Consider the following 15,023-nt stretch of genomic DNA (forward strand, 5'->3'; position numbering starts at 1 on the left):
TGACTCGCGCCTAGCCTGAGGCGATGGCGACCTCACCGACCTCGCATGCGGACTCCGGCGGGGAGAGCACCCTCACCGTCGTCATTGCGTTCGTCGCGAATGCGTTGATCGCAGTGGCGAAGTCGGTGGCAGCGGTGCTCACCGGATCGGCGTCGATGGTCGCCGAGGCGACGCACTCGTGGGCCGACACCGGCAACGAGATCCTGCTGCTGGTCGCCGACCGCCGCGCCCGCAAGGTCCCCGACCGCGCACACCCCCTGGGCTTCGGCAGGGAGGCATACATCTGGTCGCTGTTCGCCGCGCTCGGCCTGTTCGCGGTCGGCGCGGGAGTCTCGATCACCCACGGCATCCAGGAACTGGTGAATCCGGCGCCGGCGTCGGACTTCGGCGTCGCGTACGCGGTGCTGGGGATCGCGTTCGTGCTCGAGGCCATCTCGTTCCGGCAGGCGTTCAAGCAGTTGCGGGGCGAGGCGTACGACGCCCACCGCGAGGTCCTCGAGCACGCGCTGCTGACGTCGGATCCGACGGTCCGGGCGGTGTTCGCCGAGGACGCGGCCGCGCTGATCGGCCTGGTCATCGCGTTCGCGGGCGTGCTCGCCCACCAGCTCACCGGATCGCCGATCCCGGACGCGATCGGGTCCATCGCCGTCGGCGTGCTGCTCGGCGTCATCGCGCTGGTCCTGCTCGACCGCAACCGCCGGTTCCTCGTCGGCGAGCCCGGCACCCCGGAACTGCGCGGCCAGGCGGTCGCGAAGCTGCTGGGCTATCCCGAGGTGGAGCGCGTGACGTACCTGCGGATGGAATTCCTCGGACCGCACCAGGTGTATCTGGTGGCCAGCGTCGACCTGATCGGCGACTACGCCGAGTCCCGCGTCGCGCACACCCTGCGCGACCTCGAGAACCGGATCACGACCGAGACCGCCGCCGTCCGGAAGGCCGTGCTCACACTCTCGACGTCGGAGGAACCGAGTCTGTCGGTGTGATCGTCTGCGTCCCATCCGCGATCCGAGGCGAGTAGAACTGAAGGAGCGTCGGCCGATACGGACCTGGAGCACCCTGGAGAACCCATGGACCCGCCCGCCAGTTCGGCCCCTCGGGACGCCGGGGTGAGCGGAACGTTCGAGCCCGTCCTGCCCGAGAGGCTCGGTTACCGGATCAAGTGTCGTCTCCTCGGTCCGCCGCTGACCACCGCGCGCCTGCACCAGGAGCGGCTGTCCAAGACCACCGCGCTGGGTGTGTTGTCGCCGGACTGCATCTCGTCGTCCGCGTACGGCCCCGAGCAGGTGCTCATCGAGTTGCTGCCGTACGCAGCGCTGGCCGCGTTCACGATCCTGCTGCCGATCACCGGCGTCATCCTCGTCATCCTGATCCTGCTGACGCTGTCGTACCGGCAGGTGGTCATGCTCTACACCCGCGCCGGCGGCTCGTACGTCGTCGCGCGGGACAATTTCGGCCCCAAGACCGCCCAGATCGCGGCGGTCGCGCTGCTCATCGACTACGTCGTGACCGTCGCGGTGCAGTCCGCCGCCGGCACGGTGGCGGTGGTGTCGGCGGTCCCGGCGCTGGGCCCGTACAGCCTCGAGATCACCGTCGGCGCGGTGCTGCTGCTCGCGTACGGCAACCTGCGCGGCCTCAAGGAGGCGGGGCGCGCGTTCGCGTTCCCGATGTACTTCTTCGCGATGTCGATCGGGATCGTCATCGTCGTCGGGGTGATCCAGGCCCTGACCGGCAACCTCGACCGGATCGACCCCACCACCCTCGACGGCGCCGTCGAGGTGCACCACGCCGACGGCCTGGTCATGGGGGCCACGGTCCTGGTGATCCTGCGCGCGTTCGCGAACGGCGGCACGTCGCTGACCGGATTGGAGGCGATCAGCAACGGCGTCAGCGCCTTCCAGAAACCGGAGGGCCCCAACGCCCGGCGCGCGCTGGTGATCATGGCGTGCATCCTGGCGTTCCTCGTCTCGGGAGTCTCCCTGCTCGCCTATCTCACCCACGCCACCCCGTACGCCGCCGGATATCCGTCGGTGATCAGCCAGGAGGCGCGGATCGTCTTCGGCTCGGGCACGCTCGGCGACGTCCTGTTCGTGGTGGTGCAGATCGCGACCGCGCTGATCCTGTTCACCGGTGCGAACACCAGCTTCAACGGCTTCCCGTTCCTCGCCAGCTTCGTCGCCGACGACGCCTTCCTGCCGCGGCAGTTGCGGCGCCGCGGCCACCGCCTGGTGTTCTCCAACGCGATCATCGTGCTCACCGCGGTCGCGATCGTCCTCCTGATCGCGACCGACGCCAAGGTCAACGCGCTCGTCCCGTTCTACGCGATCGGGGTGTTCACCGGATTCACGATGGCCGGCCTCGGCATGGCCCGGCACCACCAGAAGACCCGCGCTCCGGGCTGGCGCCGCGGCATCGCCATCAACCTGGCCGCCGGCATCACGTCGCTGATCGTGGTCGCGATCTTCGCGATCGCGAAGTTCACCGAGGGCGCGTGGGTGGTGGTGATCGTGTTCCCGATCATGGTGCTGCTGCTGATCCGGCTCAACCGCGAGTACCGCAACGAGGCCGCCGAACTACGCGAACTCGGCGACGCCGAGGCCGACACCGAGGCCGTGTACTCGCACCACATCGTCATCGTGCTGGTCGACGCCCTCGACCTCGCCACCATCGAAGCGCTGCGATACGGACGCAGCCTGCGCCCCAGCGAACTGCGGGCCGTGCACTTCGTCCTGGACAGCGCCCGCGCCGCGAACCTCAAACGGCAGTGGGAGAACAGCGACCTCGTGGTGCCACTCGAGCTCATCGAATGCCCGGACCGCCGCCTCTACCACGGGGTCCTCGAGATGATCGCCCGCGCCACCGCGCCCCGCACCGAGATCAGCGTGCTCCTGCCACGCCGCATCTACGGCTCGATCCTCGGCCGAGTGCTCCACGACCGCACCGCCGAACACATCGCCAAGGCCATCAGCGACGTCCCCCACGCCGTCGCGATCATCGTCCCGTTCGACGCCTCCAACCGCACCGGTGTCCTCCGGGCACCGCCCCCGCCACCTACCCGCACAAGCGGAAGAGGCCCGTCACCCGCTGTCGGCGAATGACGGGCACCTTCAGGATTCGTCGGACGACCAGCTCTAGCTAGCCGCGCCGGCAGCTCCGCCGATCGAGCCGATCAGCGGCAGCAGGCTCGCGATGTCGATGCCGGCCTCGAGCGCCGTGCTACCGAAGGACAGCGCCGGCGACAGACTGCCGATGCCGTCCGGAACGATCACCGGCACCATCGAGACACCGACGTTGGTCGGGTTCAGGACCGAACCCCACCCGCCGCAGGTGCCGAGGTAAATGTAGACACCGTTGTCGACCTGCAAGGTCTTGGTATTCGCATTCGGTCCGGGGTTGAGGAGGTTGTTGCTCGCCGCGGGGCCGAGACGCAGCCCGGGCGACGCCATGATCTGGACGAGCTTGCCGAAGTCCTTGTTGTTGTACGCGACGAAGGCCTCGAGACCCTGCTGGCCGTCGAGCAACGCCGAGGTGCAGCTGGACTCGTTGAACGCGCCCTCCGCCTTCTTCGGGTTGGTCAGCGTGAGTTCGAGGTTCTTGCCCCCGAAGTCACCCTGCTCGACCTTCAACTCCGGCCCGTCGTAGCGGTCGGCCGCGGCGGCCGTACCCGTCCCGGTCAGCGCCAGACCGGCGACCATCGCCGTCGATGCAGCCAGCCCCACCGCAACCTTCTTCATCCTGCGAAGCTTCACGTGTTTCCTCCGTTTCCGATGCGACACCCCGGTCGTCGCCGCAGCTGAGCCGGGGCGAGATCGGCCCCCTATCGTGCCACGCCGCAGTCACCGACGAGCTTTGCGCCGCACCTGAACCGAAAGAGCCTTCAGTTGGTCATCGGGAGCCGGGATACCTCAGGAACCGCGTCAGGTAGGGCACTATGCGGGTCACCGGGACCGGTCGAGGCCAGGAGTCGGCACGGAAGTAGGCGTCCGATCCGCCGTCGACGAAAACAACACTCCCGCAGAGGAAGTCCGCCGCGTCCGACAGCATGAACACGACCCAGTCGCCGAGCTGGCCGGCGTCGCCGAAGCCGCCGACCGGCACCGGGAATCGTCGGACCGTCTTCGCCTCCGAAGGTGTCGCAAGTTGCTCCTCGAGCAGCGGCGTCATGATCGCACCCGGAGCGAGGACGTTGAGCCGGATCCCGGCACCAGCCCACTGCTCGGCCGTCGCGTGCCGACGGGCCCATCGGGTGACAGCGATTTTCGATCCGGCGTAGAGGATCGGTGCCGCGCCCTTGCCGAACCAGCGCACCGACCGCACCGCCCTGTCCACATCAGCGGACAGGAAGGCGTTAATGGTGCGCCGCGGCACCGCGGGTGTCACCGTCGTCGAATTACTACCGAACACAACCACTTTGGCCCTGCCGGATGCCGCCAGCGCTGGGCGCCACCCGTCGAGCAATTCCACGACACCCAGATAGTTCACCGCGCCGATAAGGGGAAGCCGGTCGGCACCGGGCGCCGGGCCCACTCCGGCGGCGAGCACCGCACCGTCGAGCCTGCCTCCCGCCCGCGACAACACTTCCCGCACAGCGTGACTGCGCCCCGCGACAGTGGACAGATCGGCGACCACCTCGGCTGCGGAGAGGTCGACACCGATGACGGTGTGTCCCGCCGCTGTCAGCTTGTCCACGACCGCGCGCCCCATACCCGACGCCGAACCCGTGACGGCATAGACACCCATCCAGCACACTCCCCCGGAACGGCCGATCGGCGCCGGGGACCGTCCCCGACGAGGCCGTCGATGAATTTGACACCCTACGCCGCCACCTCGTCGACCATGCCCGAAAAGAGCTGAAGGGTCCCTTCACGCGCTGCCAGCGCACGGAGGGACCCTTCAACTAGGGGGCCGGGCTCAGATGTACATGGCCGGATCGATGTACGACGTCGGATCGACCAGTTGCTCGTGGCTCTTGCGCTGCCGCACCGACGCCGGGATACCCGTCGCGATGGCGTCGGCGGGGACGTCACGGGTGACGACGGCGTTGGCGCCGATCGCGCTGTCGTCGCCGATCACCACCGGCCCCAGCACCTTCGCGCCGGCGCCGATGGTGACGCGGTTGCCGATCGTGGGGTGCCGCTTGGTCTTCGCGAGCGACCGCCCGCCGAGCGTGACGCCGTGGTAGATCATCACGTCGTCGCCGATCTCGGTGGTCTCGCCGATCACGACGCCCATGCCGTGGTCGATGAAGAACCGCCGCCCGATCGTGGCACCGGGATGGATCTCGATGCCGGTGAGGAACCGCGTGAACTGGGCCAGCATGCGAGCCGGGCCGCGCAGCGCGGGCTTGGCCCACATGCGGTGCGCCACCCGATGCGACCAGATGGCGTGCAGACCCGAGTACACGACGGCGTTCTCGACGTCGCTGCGCGCGGCCGGATCCTGGCCTCGTGCGGCCCGGAGATCCTCCCGGATGGTGCGCAGGACACTCACAGTGCTCAGCCCCGGATGTGCTCGAACAGCGGGGTGGAGATGTACCGTTCGCCGAAGTCGGGCACCACCACGACGATCATCTTTCCGGCGTTCTCGGGACGCTTCGCCAACTCGAGGGCCGCCCACACGTTCGCGCCCGCCGAGATGCCGCCGAGGATGCCCTCGTCGGTGCCGAGGCTGCGCGCGACGCGGATGGCGTCGTCGAACTCGACGTCGATGATCTCGTCGTAGATCTCGCGATCGAGGACCTCGGGCACGAAGTTGGCGCCGATGCCCTGGATCTTGTGCGGTCCGGGCTGGCCGCCGTTGAGGATCGGCGAGTCGGCCGGCTCGACGCCGACGATCTGCACGTCCGGCTTGTGTGCCCGGAGGGTGCGGCCGACGCCGGTCAGGGTGCCACCGGTGCCGATGCCCGCGACGAAGATGTCGACCTCGCCGGCGGTGTCGGCCCAGATCTCCTCGCCGGTGGTGCGCTCGTGGATCGCCGGGTTGGCGGCGTTCGCGAACTGGCGAGCCAGGACGGCGTTGTCGTTCTGCGCGACCAGTTCCTCGGCCTTCTTCACCGCACCGGCCATACCCTCGGCGCCGGGCGTGAGCACGATCTCGGCGCCGAACGCGCGCAGCATGACGCGACGCTCGGTCGACATCGTCTCCGGCATCGTGAGGATGACCTTGTAGCCGCGGGCCGCGCCGACCATCGCGAGCGCGATGCCGGTGTTGCCGGACGTGCCCTCGACGATGGTGCCGCCGGGCTTCAGCTCACCGGACTGCTCGGCGGCGTCGATGATCGCGACACCGATCCGGTCCTTGACGCTGTTGGCGGGGTTGTAGAACTCGAGCTTCGCAACCACCTGGGCGCCGAGGCCCTCGGTGAGGCGGTTCAGCCGCACCAGCGGGGTGCGCCCGACCAGCTCGGTGACGTTGTCGTAGATCCCCATGCCGAATCCTCCTCGCGGCCACTCGGGCAGCCGGGTCGTTGTCTGGTTGGAGTTATTGCACCATCCCGTCGCGACGGGCATCCCATCGGGTCCGCTCATGTACGAACGTATACACACGACGACATCTTGGGGCGCCGACGTGGAGCCCACACCCGCCAACCCCCTGAACGCCGAATGTCACATCGGTTCAGTTGGACTGAACCAATGTGACATTCGGCTACGAAACGGGGATCAGCTCAGGCGCTGCTTCAGGGCCTCGAACTCGTCGCGGACGCCCGAAGGCACCTTCTCGCCGAGGAACTCGAGCCACTCCTCGATGAGCGGGATCTCGGCCTTCCACTCCTCGACGTTCACGGCCAGGGCCTCGTCGACATCCGCGGCCTCGACGTCCAGGCCGTCGAGCGTGAGGTCGGCGGCGGTCGGGACGAAACCGATCGGGGTGCTGACGGCGTCGGCCTTGTGCTCGATGCGGTCGATGATCCACTTCAGCACGCGGGAGTTCTCGCCGAAACCGGGCCACAGGAAGCGGCCGTCGTCGCCACGACGGAACCAGTTCACGTAGAAGATCTTGGGGAGCTTCTCCGAGTCGGCGTTCTTGCCGAGGTTGATCCAGTGGTTCAGGTAGTCACCGGCGTTGTAGCCGAGGAACGGCAGCATCGCCATCGGGTCGCGGCGCACGGCGCCGACCTTGCCCTCGGCGGCAGCGGTCTGCTCGGACGACAGCGTCGCACCGAGGAAGGTGCCGTGCTGCCAGTCGAACGACTCGCTGACCAGCGGAACCGTGGTCTTGCGACGTCCACCGAACAGGATCGCTGAGATCGGGACACCCTGCGGGTCGTCCCACTCGGGGGCCAGGATCGGGCACTGCGACATCGGGGTGCAGTAACGCGAGTTCGGGTGGGCAGCGTTGGTGCCGGACTCGGGGGTCCAGTCGTTGCCCTTCCAATCAAGGAGGTGCTGAGGTGTCTCTTCCAGACCCTCCCACCACACGTCACCGTCGTCGGTCAGGCCGACGTTGGTGTACAGCGTGTTGCCCGCCTCGACCGTCTTCATGGCGTTGGGGTTGGAGCCGTGGTTGGTGCCCGGCGCGACGCCGAAGAAACCGAACTCCGGGTTGACGGCGTACAGACGGCCGTCCTCACCGAAACGCATCCACGCGATGTCGTCACCGAGGGTCTCGGCACGCCAGCCCGGGATGGTCGGCTGGATCATCGCGAGGTTGGTCTTGCCACACGCCGACGGGAATGCCGCGGCGACGTAGTAGGCCTTGTCCTCGGGCGAGATCAGCTTGAGGATCAGCATGTGCTCGGCCAGCCAGCCCTCGTCGTGCGCCATCGCGGAGGCGATACGCAGCGAGTAGCACTTCTTGCCCAGCAGAGCGTTGCCGCCGTAGCCGGAGCCGTAGCTCCAGATCTCGCGGTCCTCGGGGAAGTGGGTGATGTACTTGGTGTCGTTGCACGGCCAGGGAACATCAGCGACGTCGCCCACCAGCGGAGCGCCCACCGAGTGCAGCGCCTTCACGAACGGGCGGTCGGTGCCCATCTTCTCGAGCGCGGCCTTGCCCATGCGGGTCATGATGCGCATCGAGACGACGACGTACTCGGAGTCGGTGATCTCGACGCCCAGCTTCGGGTCGTCGGCGCCGAGGGGACCCATGCAGAACGGCACCACGTACATGGTGCGACCGCGCATGCTGCCGCGGTACAGGTCCGTCATGAGGGCCCGCATCTCGGTCGGGTCCATCCAGTTGTTGGTCGGGCCGGCGTCGATCTGCTCCTTCGAGCAGATGTACGTGCGGGACTCGACGCGCGCAACGTCGGACGGGTCGGAGTTGCCGAGGAACGAGTTCGGCTTCTTCTCCTCGTTGAGACGGGTGAACGTCCCGGCCTCGACGAGCTGATCGGTCAGGCGCTCCCACTCCTCGTCGGAGCCGTCCGCGAAGACGACCCGGTCGGGCTGGGTCAGCTCGGCAACCTCTTGCACCCAGGCGAGCAGCTCGCTGTGCTCAGTGGGGGGTGTGCCGTCAGTTCCGTTCAGACCGGGGATGGTCGCTGAGGTCATCAAACTCTCCTGGGGTGGGGCCGGGAACCGATCCAACCACGTCAGCCCCGCACATGACGGGGCTGAGAGGTAAGCCGAACCGATTTCCCCCTCTCGGCGGGGTGCAGCCCGCCCACTCCGCTGCTGCTCACGTACGTCACCGTGGACAACGAACGAAGGACACGGGTGCCGGGTGTCCTAGCTATAGAGGTTAACGCCGCGCGTCCAGGTTGGGGGAACCGGGTGTCGTCGGTTCGGTCACAGGAACGATTCAGACGACGACGGGATCCTGCCGCGGCAGCGGACCTGCGCGTTCGCTACGCGCCGAGGGTCCCCTCGTCGGTGCGTTCCCACCGCTCCCCGCCGTCGGCGTCCCGATGGAATTCCCAGGACGAGTAGTCGCCGTGGCCGCCGACGATGGTCAGGTTGTCGGCGTCGCCGTCGCCGTCCAGGTCGCTCGCGACGATCATCGCGTCGTCGACCTCGAAGGTCTGGGTGTCGAGGATGCCGTCGCCGTCGATGTCGTGCGCAGGCCCGGTCAGGTGCACCGCACCCGAGTCGGCCCCGAACGAGTCGAGATCGACGTCCGGCAGGTTTCCCGTCACATCGTCGGTCGTGATCATGATGCCTCCCGCTGGTCGTGCCACTACAACTGTGGCTACGACGTTGGACGCGCCGCCGCTCCACTCGGTTCCACCGCGTTCGTCGGCGTTCCTCAGTGCCCCGCGAGCCCCGAGAACCCCTCGAGCACCCGCAGGAGGACGGCGTGGTCCCGCTCGCAGGACGCGAGCCGGCCGCTGCGTTCCGTCGCGAGACGCCGGGCCTCGACATCGAGGGCGGCCAACTCCTCGTCGACGGTGACGGTGGCGGCGCGACTGTCCGCGACGATGCGGGCACCCACCGCGGCCTCGGTCTCGAGGATCCGCCCCAACACGCGCTGCTCCAGTTCGGCCCGCAGCTGCGCGGTCGTGTCCGACGCCCACTGCCGCAGGTGTGCCCGGTCCGCGACCAGGCGGCGGGACCGCGCCAGCCACCAGGCCGCGGCGCCGCCGAGCATGAGAGCGATCGGGATGGTCGCGATGTCGAGCGCCGGCACCATCGAGATCGGCGCCACCGCGAGACGTCCCAGGCCCACACCGGCCGATGCGCCGACGACGACCATCATCCCGTCCTCGACACCGCGGTGCCGCGGCTCCGGCCCCGACGGCGCGGCCGCCGGTCGACCCGCGTCCGCAGGCGGGACATCGGACACCCCGGCCCGACGGACCAGCTCGCCGAGGTGCCGCTCGACCGCGGCGTCGAGCTCGGCGGTGGCTGCGGCGGCCAGGTGGCCCATCCGTTCCGGGAAGGCCTGCAGTTCGCGGCGTCCCGCACGATCGATCTCCGTCCGCGCCGTCGCCGACACCGCCCGGACCCGACCGCCGGCCTCGTGCAACAGGTCGACGCGGGCGCGCTGGACGTCGGCGCGCAACCGGCCGAGCCRCTCGGCCCGGCCCCCGTCCCGCTCCATCGCGAGCCGGGTCCTGCGCGCACGCAGCGCGGCGGCGGCCTCGTCGCTGCCGTCACGCAGGGCCCGCGCGGTGCCGGTGATCTGTCGACACGTCCGTTCCACCAGCGAGACGGCTCCGCGGCGCGCGTTGCGCTGGGCCGTGGTGTCCGGGTCCTCGGCGAGCGCCTCGCGCACCGCCGCGGTCATTAGATCCGGCGAGGACAGGACCCGGACGTCGGCGAATCTGATCGAGTGCGCCCGCAGCAGCGCCTCGTCCCGCTCCCGCACCGAGTCCCGGTCCGGATGCTCGCCGGCGCCGGTCGACACGAAGACGACGCGTTCGACGTCGTGCGCGGCCGCGTCGAGCGCGGCGAGCTCGTCCCGCCCCAGGACCGAAGCCACGTCGAGCACCATCACCACGACCTCGGCGCCGTCCGGTGCGTCGATCGCGGGCTCGAACGGTGCAAGGACGTCGAGGACCGGTCTCGGGTCGATCCCGCGCACCGCGACCACGTGCACGGATCGCATCCCGGTCCACGCATCCTCCCGCCATCCCCGCAGTCCGTCCGGGTTCCACCGCTCGACGATCCGCTGTGCGTCGGGTGGAAACCCGCCGACCTCGGTCACCGGACGGCCTCGCGGACGCGGGCCCGCCGGAGCGCCGACTCGACCCGTCGCCGATTCGCCGGGCCGTCGGGCAGCGACCGGGCGGCCCGCGCCGCCGCGTGGACGGCCTCGTCGCTGCGCAGGTACTGCTCGACGGCGTCCCGGTGCGGCCCGCGGGCCGCGGCCTCGGCGAGCGCGCGAAGCAGCGTCCGGGTCCGCGCGGCCTGCGCGCTGCGGACGCAGTCGGCGACGGCGGACACCACGTCGTCGACTCCGACGGAAGTGTCCGGGTCCGGCCCCGCCACCATCGGCACGGTCGGTACCCCGGTCTCGGCGGTGCACTCGATCGCCGTCCGCACCGCCACCGCCCAGGACCCGAGCATGTCGGCCTTGCCGAGGATCGCGACCGTGACATCGCGCGGCGCGCGCCGCAGCGCCTCGACGTCGGGCGTGCGCGGAGCACCGGCGAGCAGGTAGACGACGACGTCGCCGTCGAAGTCGGGGTCGGCCGATCCGGGGGCGTCGACGGCCGTCGACTCGGCCACGTCCGTGAACCCGGACCGCTCGAGCAGGCCGACGGTGGTGGTGCGTCCGGCACCGGCACGGCCGACGACCTGGATCCGAATCGGTTCCCGGTAGTCGTCCAGGGCACGCAGTGGCGCGCCGCCGACACCCGCGGCGAACCGGCCGAGCTGCGCCAGTTCCGTTGTCGTCGCGGCCCTGTGCTCCACGACAGTTCCGTTCCCCACCGTTACCTCCCCCACCCGACCCACTCCCCTGCCCGGGACCTCCGCCGCCGAGAATACCGCCGACTACCAGGGAGAACGCCTGGATTTCGGGGCATCCCCGACACCGAACCAGACCAAAGTGTCCATATTATCTGCAGACCGAGTCGGCCCGTGATCGTGGACATACGTGACAATGGTCGGGTGAACGACGCCCATCAGGATGCACCCGAGATCCCGCACGACGACATCGACAACTCTGCTGCCGACTCCGCTGCGGAGGAAACGACCGGTGAGTCGCGGGGGTCGCGCCTGTACCCGCGGGTGACGAGCTTCCGGTCCCGGCGCGGTTCGCTGACGGACCCGCAGCAGGGCGCGTGGGATCGGATGTGGCCGACGATCGGCGCCGAGGTGGGCGACGACCTGCTCGACACCACCGCCTGGTTCGGCCGCGAGGCACCGCTGATCATCGAGATCGGTTCCGGGACCGGCACCGCGACGGCCGCGATGGCCAAGGCGGAGCCGCACGTGAACCTCATCGCGGTGGAGGTCTACCGGCCGGGTCTGGCGCAGTTGCTGCAGACGGTCGAGCGCGAGGAGATCCCGAACGTCCGGGTGCTGCGCGGCGACGCCGTCGAGGTGCTCGAGAACATGGTCGCGCCCGAGTCGCTGACCGGCGTCCGTGTCTTCTTCCCGGATCCGTGGCCCAAGGCCCGCCACCACAAGCGTCGGCTGCTGCAGGCGCCCACGTTCGCGCTGATCGCGAGCCGCTTGAAGCCGGGTGGAGTGCTGCACGTCGCAACTGATCACGCCGAGTACGCCGAGGCGATCGCCGAGGCCGGAAACGCGGAGCCGCTCCTCACCGAACTCGATTGGGARTCGCCGATGACGCACGAGCGACCGGTCACGAAGTTCGAGGACAAGGCGCACAAGGTCGGAAGCGCCATTACAGAACTCATCTGGGGGAAGATCAAGTAATGAGTCTCAGCACGCCGGGCACGGCTACCAATTCCCCTGAGGGCGACGGCCGCGACATCCGTCACAAGCGGGTGCTTCTCGTCTGGGACGCCCCGAATCTCGACATGGGCCTGGGCGCGATCCTCGGCGGTCGCCCGACGGCCGCGTACCGGCCGCGGTTCGACGCGCTGGGCCGTTGGTTGCTCTCCCGCACCGCCGAGCTTTCCGCCACCGAAACTGCCGTACTCGAGCCCGAGGCGACGGTCTTCACGAACATCGCCCCTGGTAGCGCGGATGTTGTCCGCCCCTGGGTGGAGGCCTTGCGTAATGTGGGCTTCGCGGTGTTCGCCAAGCCGAAGGTGGAGGAGGACAGCGACGTCGATGCCGACATGCTCCACCACATCGAGCTCCGCCGTGGTGAGGGTCTGGCCGGTGTCATGGTCGCTTCCGCCGACGGACAGGCCTTCCGTGAGCCGTTGGAGGACATCGCAGCAACCGGCGTGCCGGTGCAGGTTCTCGGGTTCCGTGAGCACGCCAGCTGGGCGGTCTCGTCCGACATCCTGGACTTCGTCGATCTCGAGGACATTCCGGGTGTCTTCCGTGAGCCTCTGCCACGGGTCAGCCTGGAATCCCTGCCCGACGAGGGCGCCTGGTTGCAGCCGTTCCGCCCGCTTTCCGCCCTGCTTGTCGGGCGCTGAGGAGTCCATACGTGTTTGCTCGCTGGGGAGATCTGGTCTACCGAGCCCGTTTCACCGTCATCGCAGTGATGGTGGCCGGACTGTTGGCGCTGGGCGCCTACGGTTCCGGTCTCGGTGACCACCTCAGTCAGAGCGGCTGGGACGACCCCGGCTCGGAGTCCGTGGCGGCGGCCAAGCTCGCCGACGGGACCTTCGGCCGGGACACCAACGGTGACGTCGTGGCGATGTACACCGCCCCCGAGGGAAAGACGGTCGACGACCCGGAGTTCACTGCGAAGGTCACCGACAGCCTGCAGCGACTGGTGCAGGAGCATCCCGACGAGATCGCGAAGTTCAACGGCAGCTACTTCACGTTGCCGAACACGCCGCGGCTGCCGGCTCTGGCCACCGAGGACCGCTCCCATGCGATCGTCAGCGTCGCGCTGAAGGGCGACAACGACACCGCGATCACCAACAACTTCCGTGAGGTGCGGGACGCCTTCCACATCGACGGGGTCGAGGTCCAGCTCGCCGGCATGCAGCCGGTGGCGAGCGCCATCAACGACACGATGGCCAACGACCTCAAACGCATGGAGCTCATCGCAATCCCGGCGGTGGGGGTGCTGCTGTTCTTCGTGTTCGGTGGTGTCATCGCCGCTGCCCTGCCACTGATAGTCGGTGGTCTGACAATCCTCAGCGCCAACGGCATCGTGCGGGTGTTCACGCACTTCGCCGAGATCAACGTGTTCGTCGCGTCGGTGGTCTCACTGATCGGGTTGGGTCTGGCGATCGACTACGGCCTGTTCATCGTCAGCCGTTTCCGCGAGGAACTCGGCGACGGGCGCAACACCAAGGACGCGGTACGCCGCACCGTCATGACCGCGGGCCGCACCGTGCTGTTCTCCGCGACGATGATCGCGGTCAGCCTCGGCGGTCTGATCCTGTTCCCGCAGGGCTTCCTCAAGTCCGTCGCGTACGGCGCGATCGCGACGGTGCTTCTGGCCGCGTTCACCTCGGTCACGGTGCTGCCCGCGATCCTGAGCATCCTGGGCCGGCGGATCGACAAGTTCGGCCTCAAGCGGTTCGGCCAGATCAAGTCGACCGAGGAGATCGAGTCCAGCATCTGGGGCCGCCTCACTCGCTGGGTGATGCGCAACCCGATCAAGGTCACGATCCCCATCGTGGTCGGGTTGCTGCTCATGATCATCCCGCTGACGGGCATCAAGTTCGGCGGAATCAACGAGGACTACCTCCCGACGAACAACCCGACGCGCATGGCGCAGGAACAGTTCGACGAACTGTTCCCCGGTAACCGCACCGAACCGGTGAAACTGGTCATCGAGGGCGCCGACGGCACCCAGGTGGGACAGATCCTCAAGACCGCGAGCGGGGCGCCCGGCCTGGTCGAGAAGTTCTCGATCACCGGCCCCGCGAAGGACGGCGTCCAGGTCCTCAAGGCCGGTCTGGTCGACCGCAACGACTCCGCCCCCACCATCGACTATCTGCGGGCGATGGACATCCCGGACGGCGTGGACGTCCTCGTCGGCGGCACCCCGGCGATCGAGCAGGACAGCATCAGCGCACTGCTCGACAACCTGCCGCTCATGATCGTCACGGTCCTGACCCTCACGACGCTGCTGATGTTCCTGGCATTCGGCTCGCTGGTGCTGCCCATCAAGGCCGTGCTGATGAGCGCGCTCGGCCTCGGCGCGACGCTCGGCATCCTCACCTGGATCTTCATCGACGGCCACGGCTCGGGTCTGCTGAACTTCACGCCCGGACCGATCACGTCCCCGGTCCTGGTGCTGATCGTCGCGATCATCTACGGCCTGTCCATCGACTACGAGGTCTTCCTGCTCTCCCGCATGGTCGAGGCCAGATCGCAGGGCGCCAGCACCACCGAGGCCATCCGGATCGGCACCGCGCACACCGGCCGGATCATCACCGCGGCCGCCCTGATCCTGATCGTCGTCACCGGCGCGTTCGGATTCTCCGAGCTGGTGATGATGAAGTACATCGCGTACGGCATGATCTCGGCGCTCGTCATCGACGCGACCCTGATCCGCATGTTCCTGGTGCCGGCGGTGATGAAGCTGCTCGGCGA

General features: G+C 68.7%; 13 protein-coding genes. 5 read left to right on the plus strand and 8 right to left on the minus strand.

Translation table 11 applies throughout. The features are described from left to right. Window positions 1-23 precede the first annotated feature (23 nt). Both AB4Z09_RS12710 and AB4Z09_RS12715 read left to right on the plus strand, forming a co-directional pair. Window positions 24-983 (plus strand): cation diffusion facilitator family transporter, encoded by a 960-nt coding sequence (locus AB4Z09_RS12710; RefSeq protein WP_442239842.1) that lies wholly within the window; start codon window positions 24-26, stop codon window positions 981-983. Between the two features lie 84 nt (window positions 984-1,067). Next, window positions 1,068-3,095 (plus strand): APC family permease, encoded by a 2,028-nt coding sequence (locus AB4Z09_RS12715; protein WP_442239843.1) that lies wholly within the window; start codon window positions 1,068-1,070, stop codon window positions 3,093-3,095. Between the two features lie 33 nt (window positions 3,096-3,128). Here AB4Z09_RS12715 and AB4Z09_RS12720 read toward each other — a convergent pair whose 3' ends face one another. The 8 genes from AB4Z09_RS12720 to AB4Z09_RS12755 form a co-directional block, all read right to left on the minus strand. Further along, window positions 3,129-3,746: a hypothetical protein gene (locus AB4Z09_RS12720; RefSeq protein ID WP_254622651.1), complete on the minus strand. Its 618-nt coding sequence runs from the start codon at window positions 3,744-3,746 to the stop codon at window positions 3,129-3,131. A gap of 136 nt (window positions 3,747-3,882) precedes the next feature. Further along, window positions 3,883-4,737 (minus strand): SDR family oxidoreductase, encoded by an 855-nt coding sequence (locus AB4Z09_RS12725; protein WP_114723315.1) that lies wholly within the window; start codon window positions 4,735-4,737, stop codon window positions 3,883-3,885. A 171-nt stretch (window positions 4,738-4,908) separates the two neighbouring features. Continuing rightward, a complete protein-coding gene (gene epsC, locus AB4Z09_RS12730; protein ID WP_114723314.1) occupies window positions 4,909-5,487 on the minus strand; it encodes a serine O-acetyltransferase EpsC in 579 nt (192 codons plus the stop codon). A 5-nt stretch (window positions 5,488-5,492) separates the two neighbouring features. After that, window positions 5,493-6,425 (minus strand): cysteine synthase A, encoded by a 933-nt coding sequence (cysK, locus tag AB4Z09_RS12735; protein ID WP_114723313.1) that lies wholly within the window; start codon window positions 6,423-6,425, stop codon window positions 5,493-5,495. A 231-nt stretch (window positions 6,426-6,656) separates the two neighbouring features. After that, window positions 6,657-8,486: a phosphoenolpyruvate carboxykinase (GTP) gene (locus tag AB4Z09_RS12740; RefSeq protein ID WP_114723312.1), complete on the minus strand. Its 1,830-nt coding sequence runs from the start codon at window positions 8,484-8,486 to the stop codon at window positions 6,657-6,659. Window positions 8,487-8,782: 296 nt separating this feature from the next. Continuing rightward, window positions 8,783-9,088, minus strand: a complete 306-nt coding sequence (locus AB4Z09_RS12745; RefSeq protein WP_114723311.1) for a DUF6802 family protein — start codon at window positions 9,086-9,088, stop codon at window positions 8,783-8,785. Between the two features lie 92 nt (window positions 9,089-9,180). After that, complete coding sequence (locus AB4Z09_RS12750; protein ID WP_442239844.1) at window positions 9,181-10,581, minus strand: hypothetical protein; 1,401 nt, start codon at window positions 10,579-10,581, stop codon at window positions 9,181-9,183. Then, window positions 10,578-11,309: a hypothetical protein gene (locus AB4Z09_RS12755; protein WP_442239845.1), complete on the minus strand. Its 732-nt coding sequence runs from the start codon at window positions 11,307-11,309 to the stop codon at window positions 10,578-10,580. Before AB4Z09_RS12755 ends, AB4Z09_RS12750 begins: the two co-directional genes overlap by 4 nt. A 162-nt stretch (window positions 11,310-11,471) precedes the next feature. On the opposite strand from AB4Z09_RS12755, the gene trmB reads away from it, so the two are divergent. From trmB to AB4Z09_RS12770, 3 genes are all read left to right on the plus strand, one after another. Then, entirely contained in the window at window positions 11,472-12,263 is a 792-nt protein-coding gene (gene trmB, locus AB4Z09_RS12760; protein WP_442239849.1) for a tRNA (guanosine(46)-N7)-methyltransferase TrmB, read from the plus strand. After that, the gene (locus AB4Z09_RS12765) at window positions 12,263-12,940 is read left to right on the plus strand and encodes an NYN domain-containing protein (protein WP_114723308.1); all 678 of its coding nucleotides are present in this window, start codon (window positions 12,263-12,265) and stop codon (window positions 12,938-12,940) included. The genes trmB and AB4Z09_RS12765 overlap by 1 nt, the downstream gene beginning before the upstream one ends. Before the next feature lie 11 nt (window positions 12,941-12,951). Further along, on the plus strand, window positions 12,952-15,023 hold a 2,072-nt coding region (locus tag AB4Z09_RS12770), incomplete at its 3' end, for an MMPL family transporter (RefSeq protein ID WP_442239846.1).

The organism is Rhodococcus sp. TAF43, assembly GCF_052113525.1.
Lineage (GTDB): Bacteria > Actinomycetota > Actinomycetes > Mycobacteriales > Mycobacteriaceae > Prescottella.

Bases quoted from the DNA above. Each gene is read 5' to 3' on its own strand.
- AB4Z09_RS12765 (WP_114723308.1), top strand. From the start codon at position 12,263: ATGAGTCTCAGCACGCCGGGCACGGCTACCAATTCCCCTGAGGGCGAC.
- AB4Z09_RS12715 (WP_442239843.1), top strand. From the start codon at position 1,068: ATGGACCCGCCCGCCAGTTCGGCCCCTCGGGACGCCGGGGTGAGCGGA.
- AB4Z09_RS12740 (WP_114723312.1), bottom strand. From the start codon at position 8,486: ATGACCTCAGCGACCATCCCCGGTCTGAACGGAACTGACGGCACACCC.
- cysK (WP_114723313.1), bottom strand. From the start codon at position 6,425: ATGGGGATCTACGACAACGTCACCGAGCTGGTCGGGCGCACCCCGCTG.
- AB4Z09_RS12745 (WP_114723311.1), bottom strand. From the start codon at position 9,088: ATGATCACGACCGACGATGTGACGGGAAACCTGCCGGACGTCGATCTC.
- AB4Z09_RS12725 (WP_114723315.1), bottom strand. From the start codon at position 4,737: ATGGGTGTCTATGCCGTCACGGGTTCGGCGTCGGGTATGGGGCGCGCG.
- AB4Z09_RS12710 (WP_442239842.1), top strand. From the start codon at position 24: ATGGCGACCTCACCGACCTCGCATGCGGACTCCGGCGGGGAGAGCACC.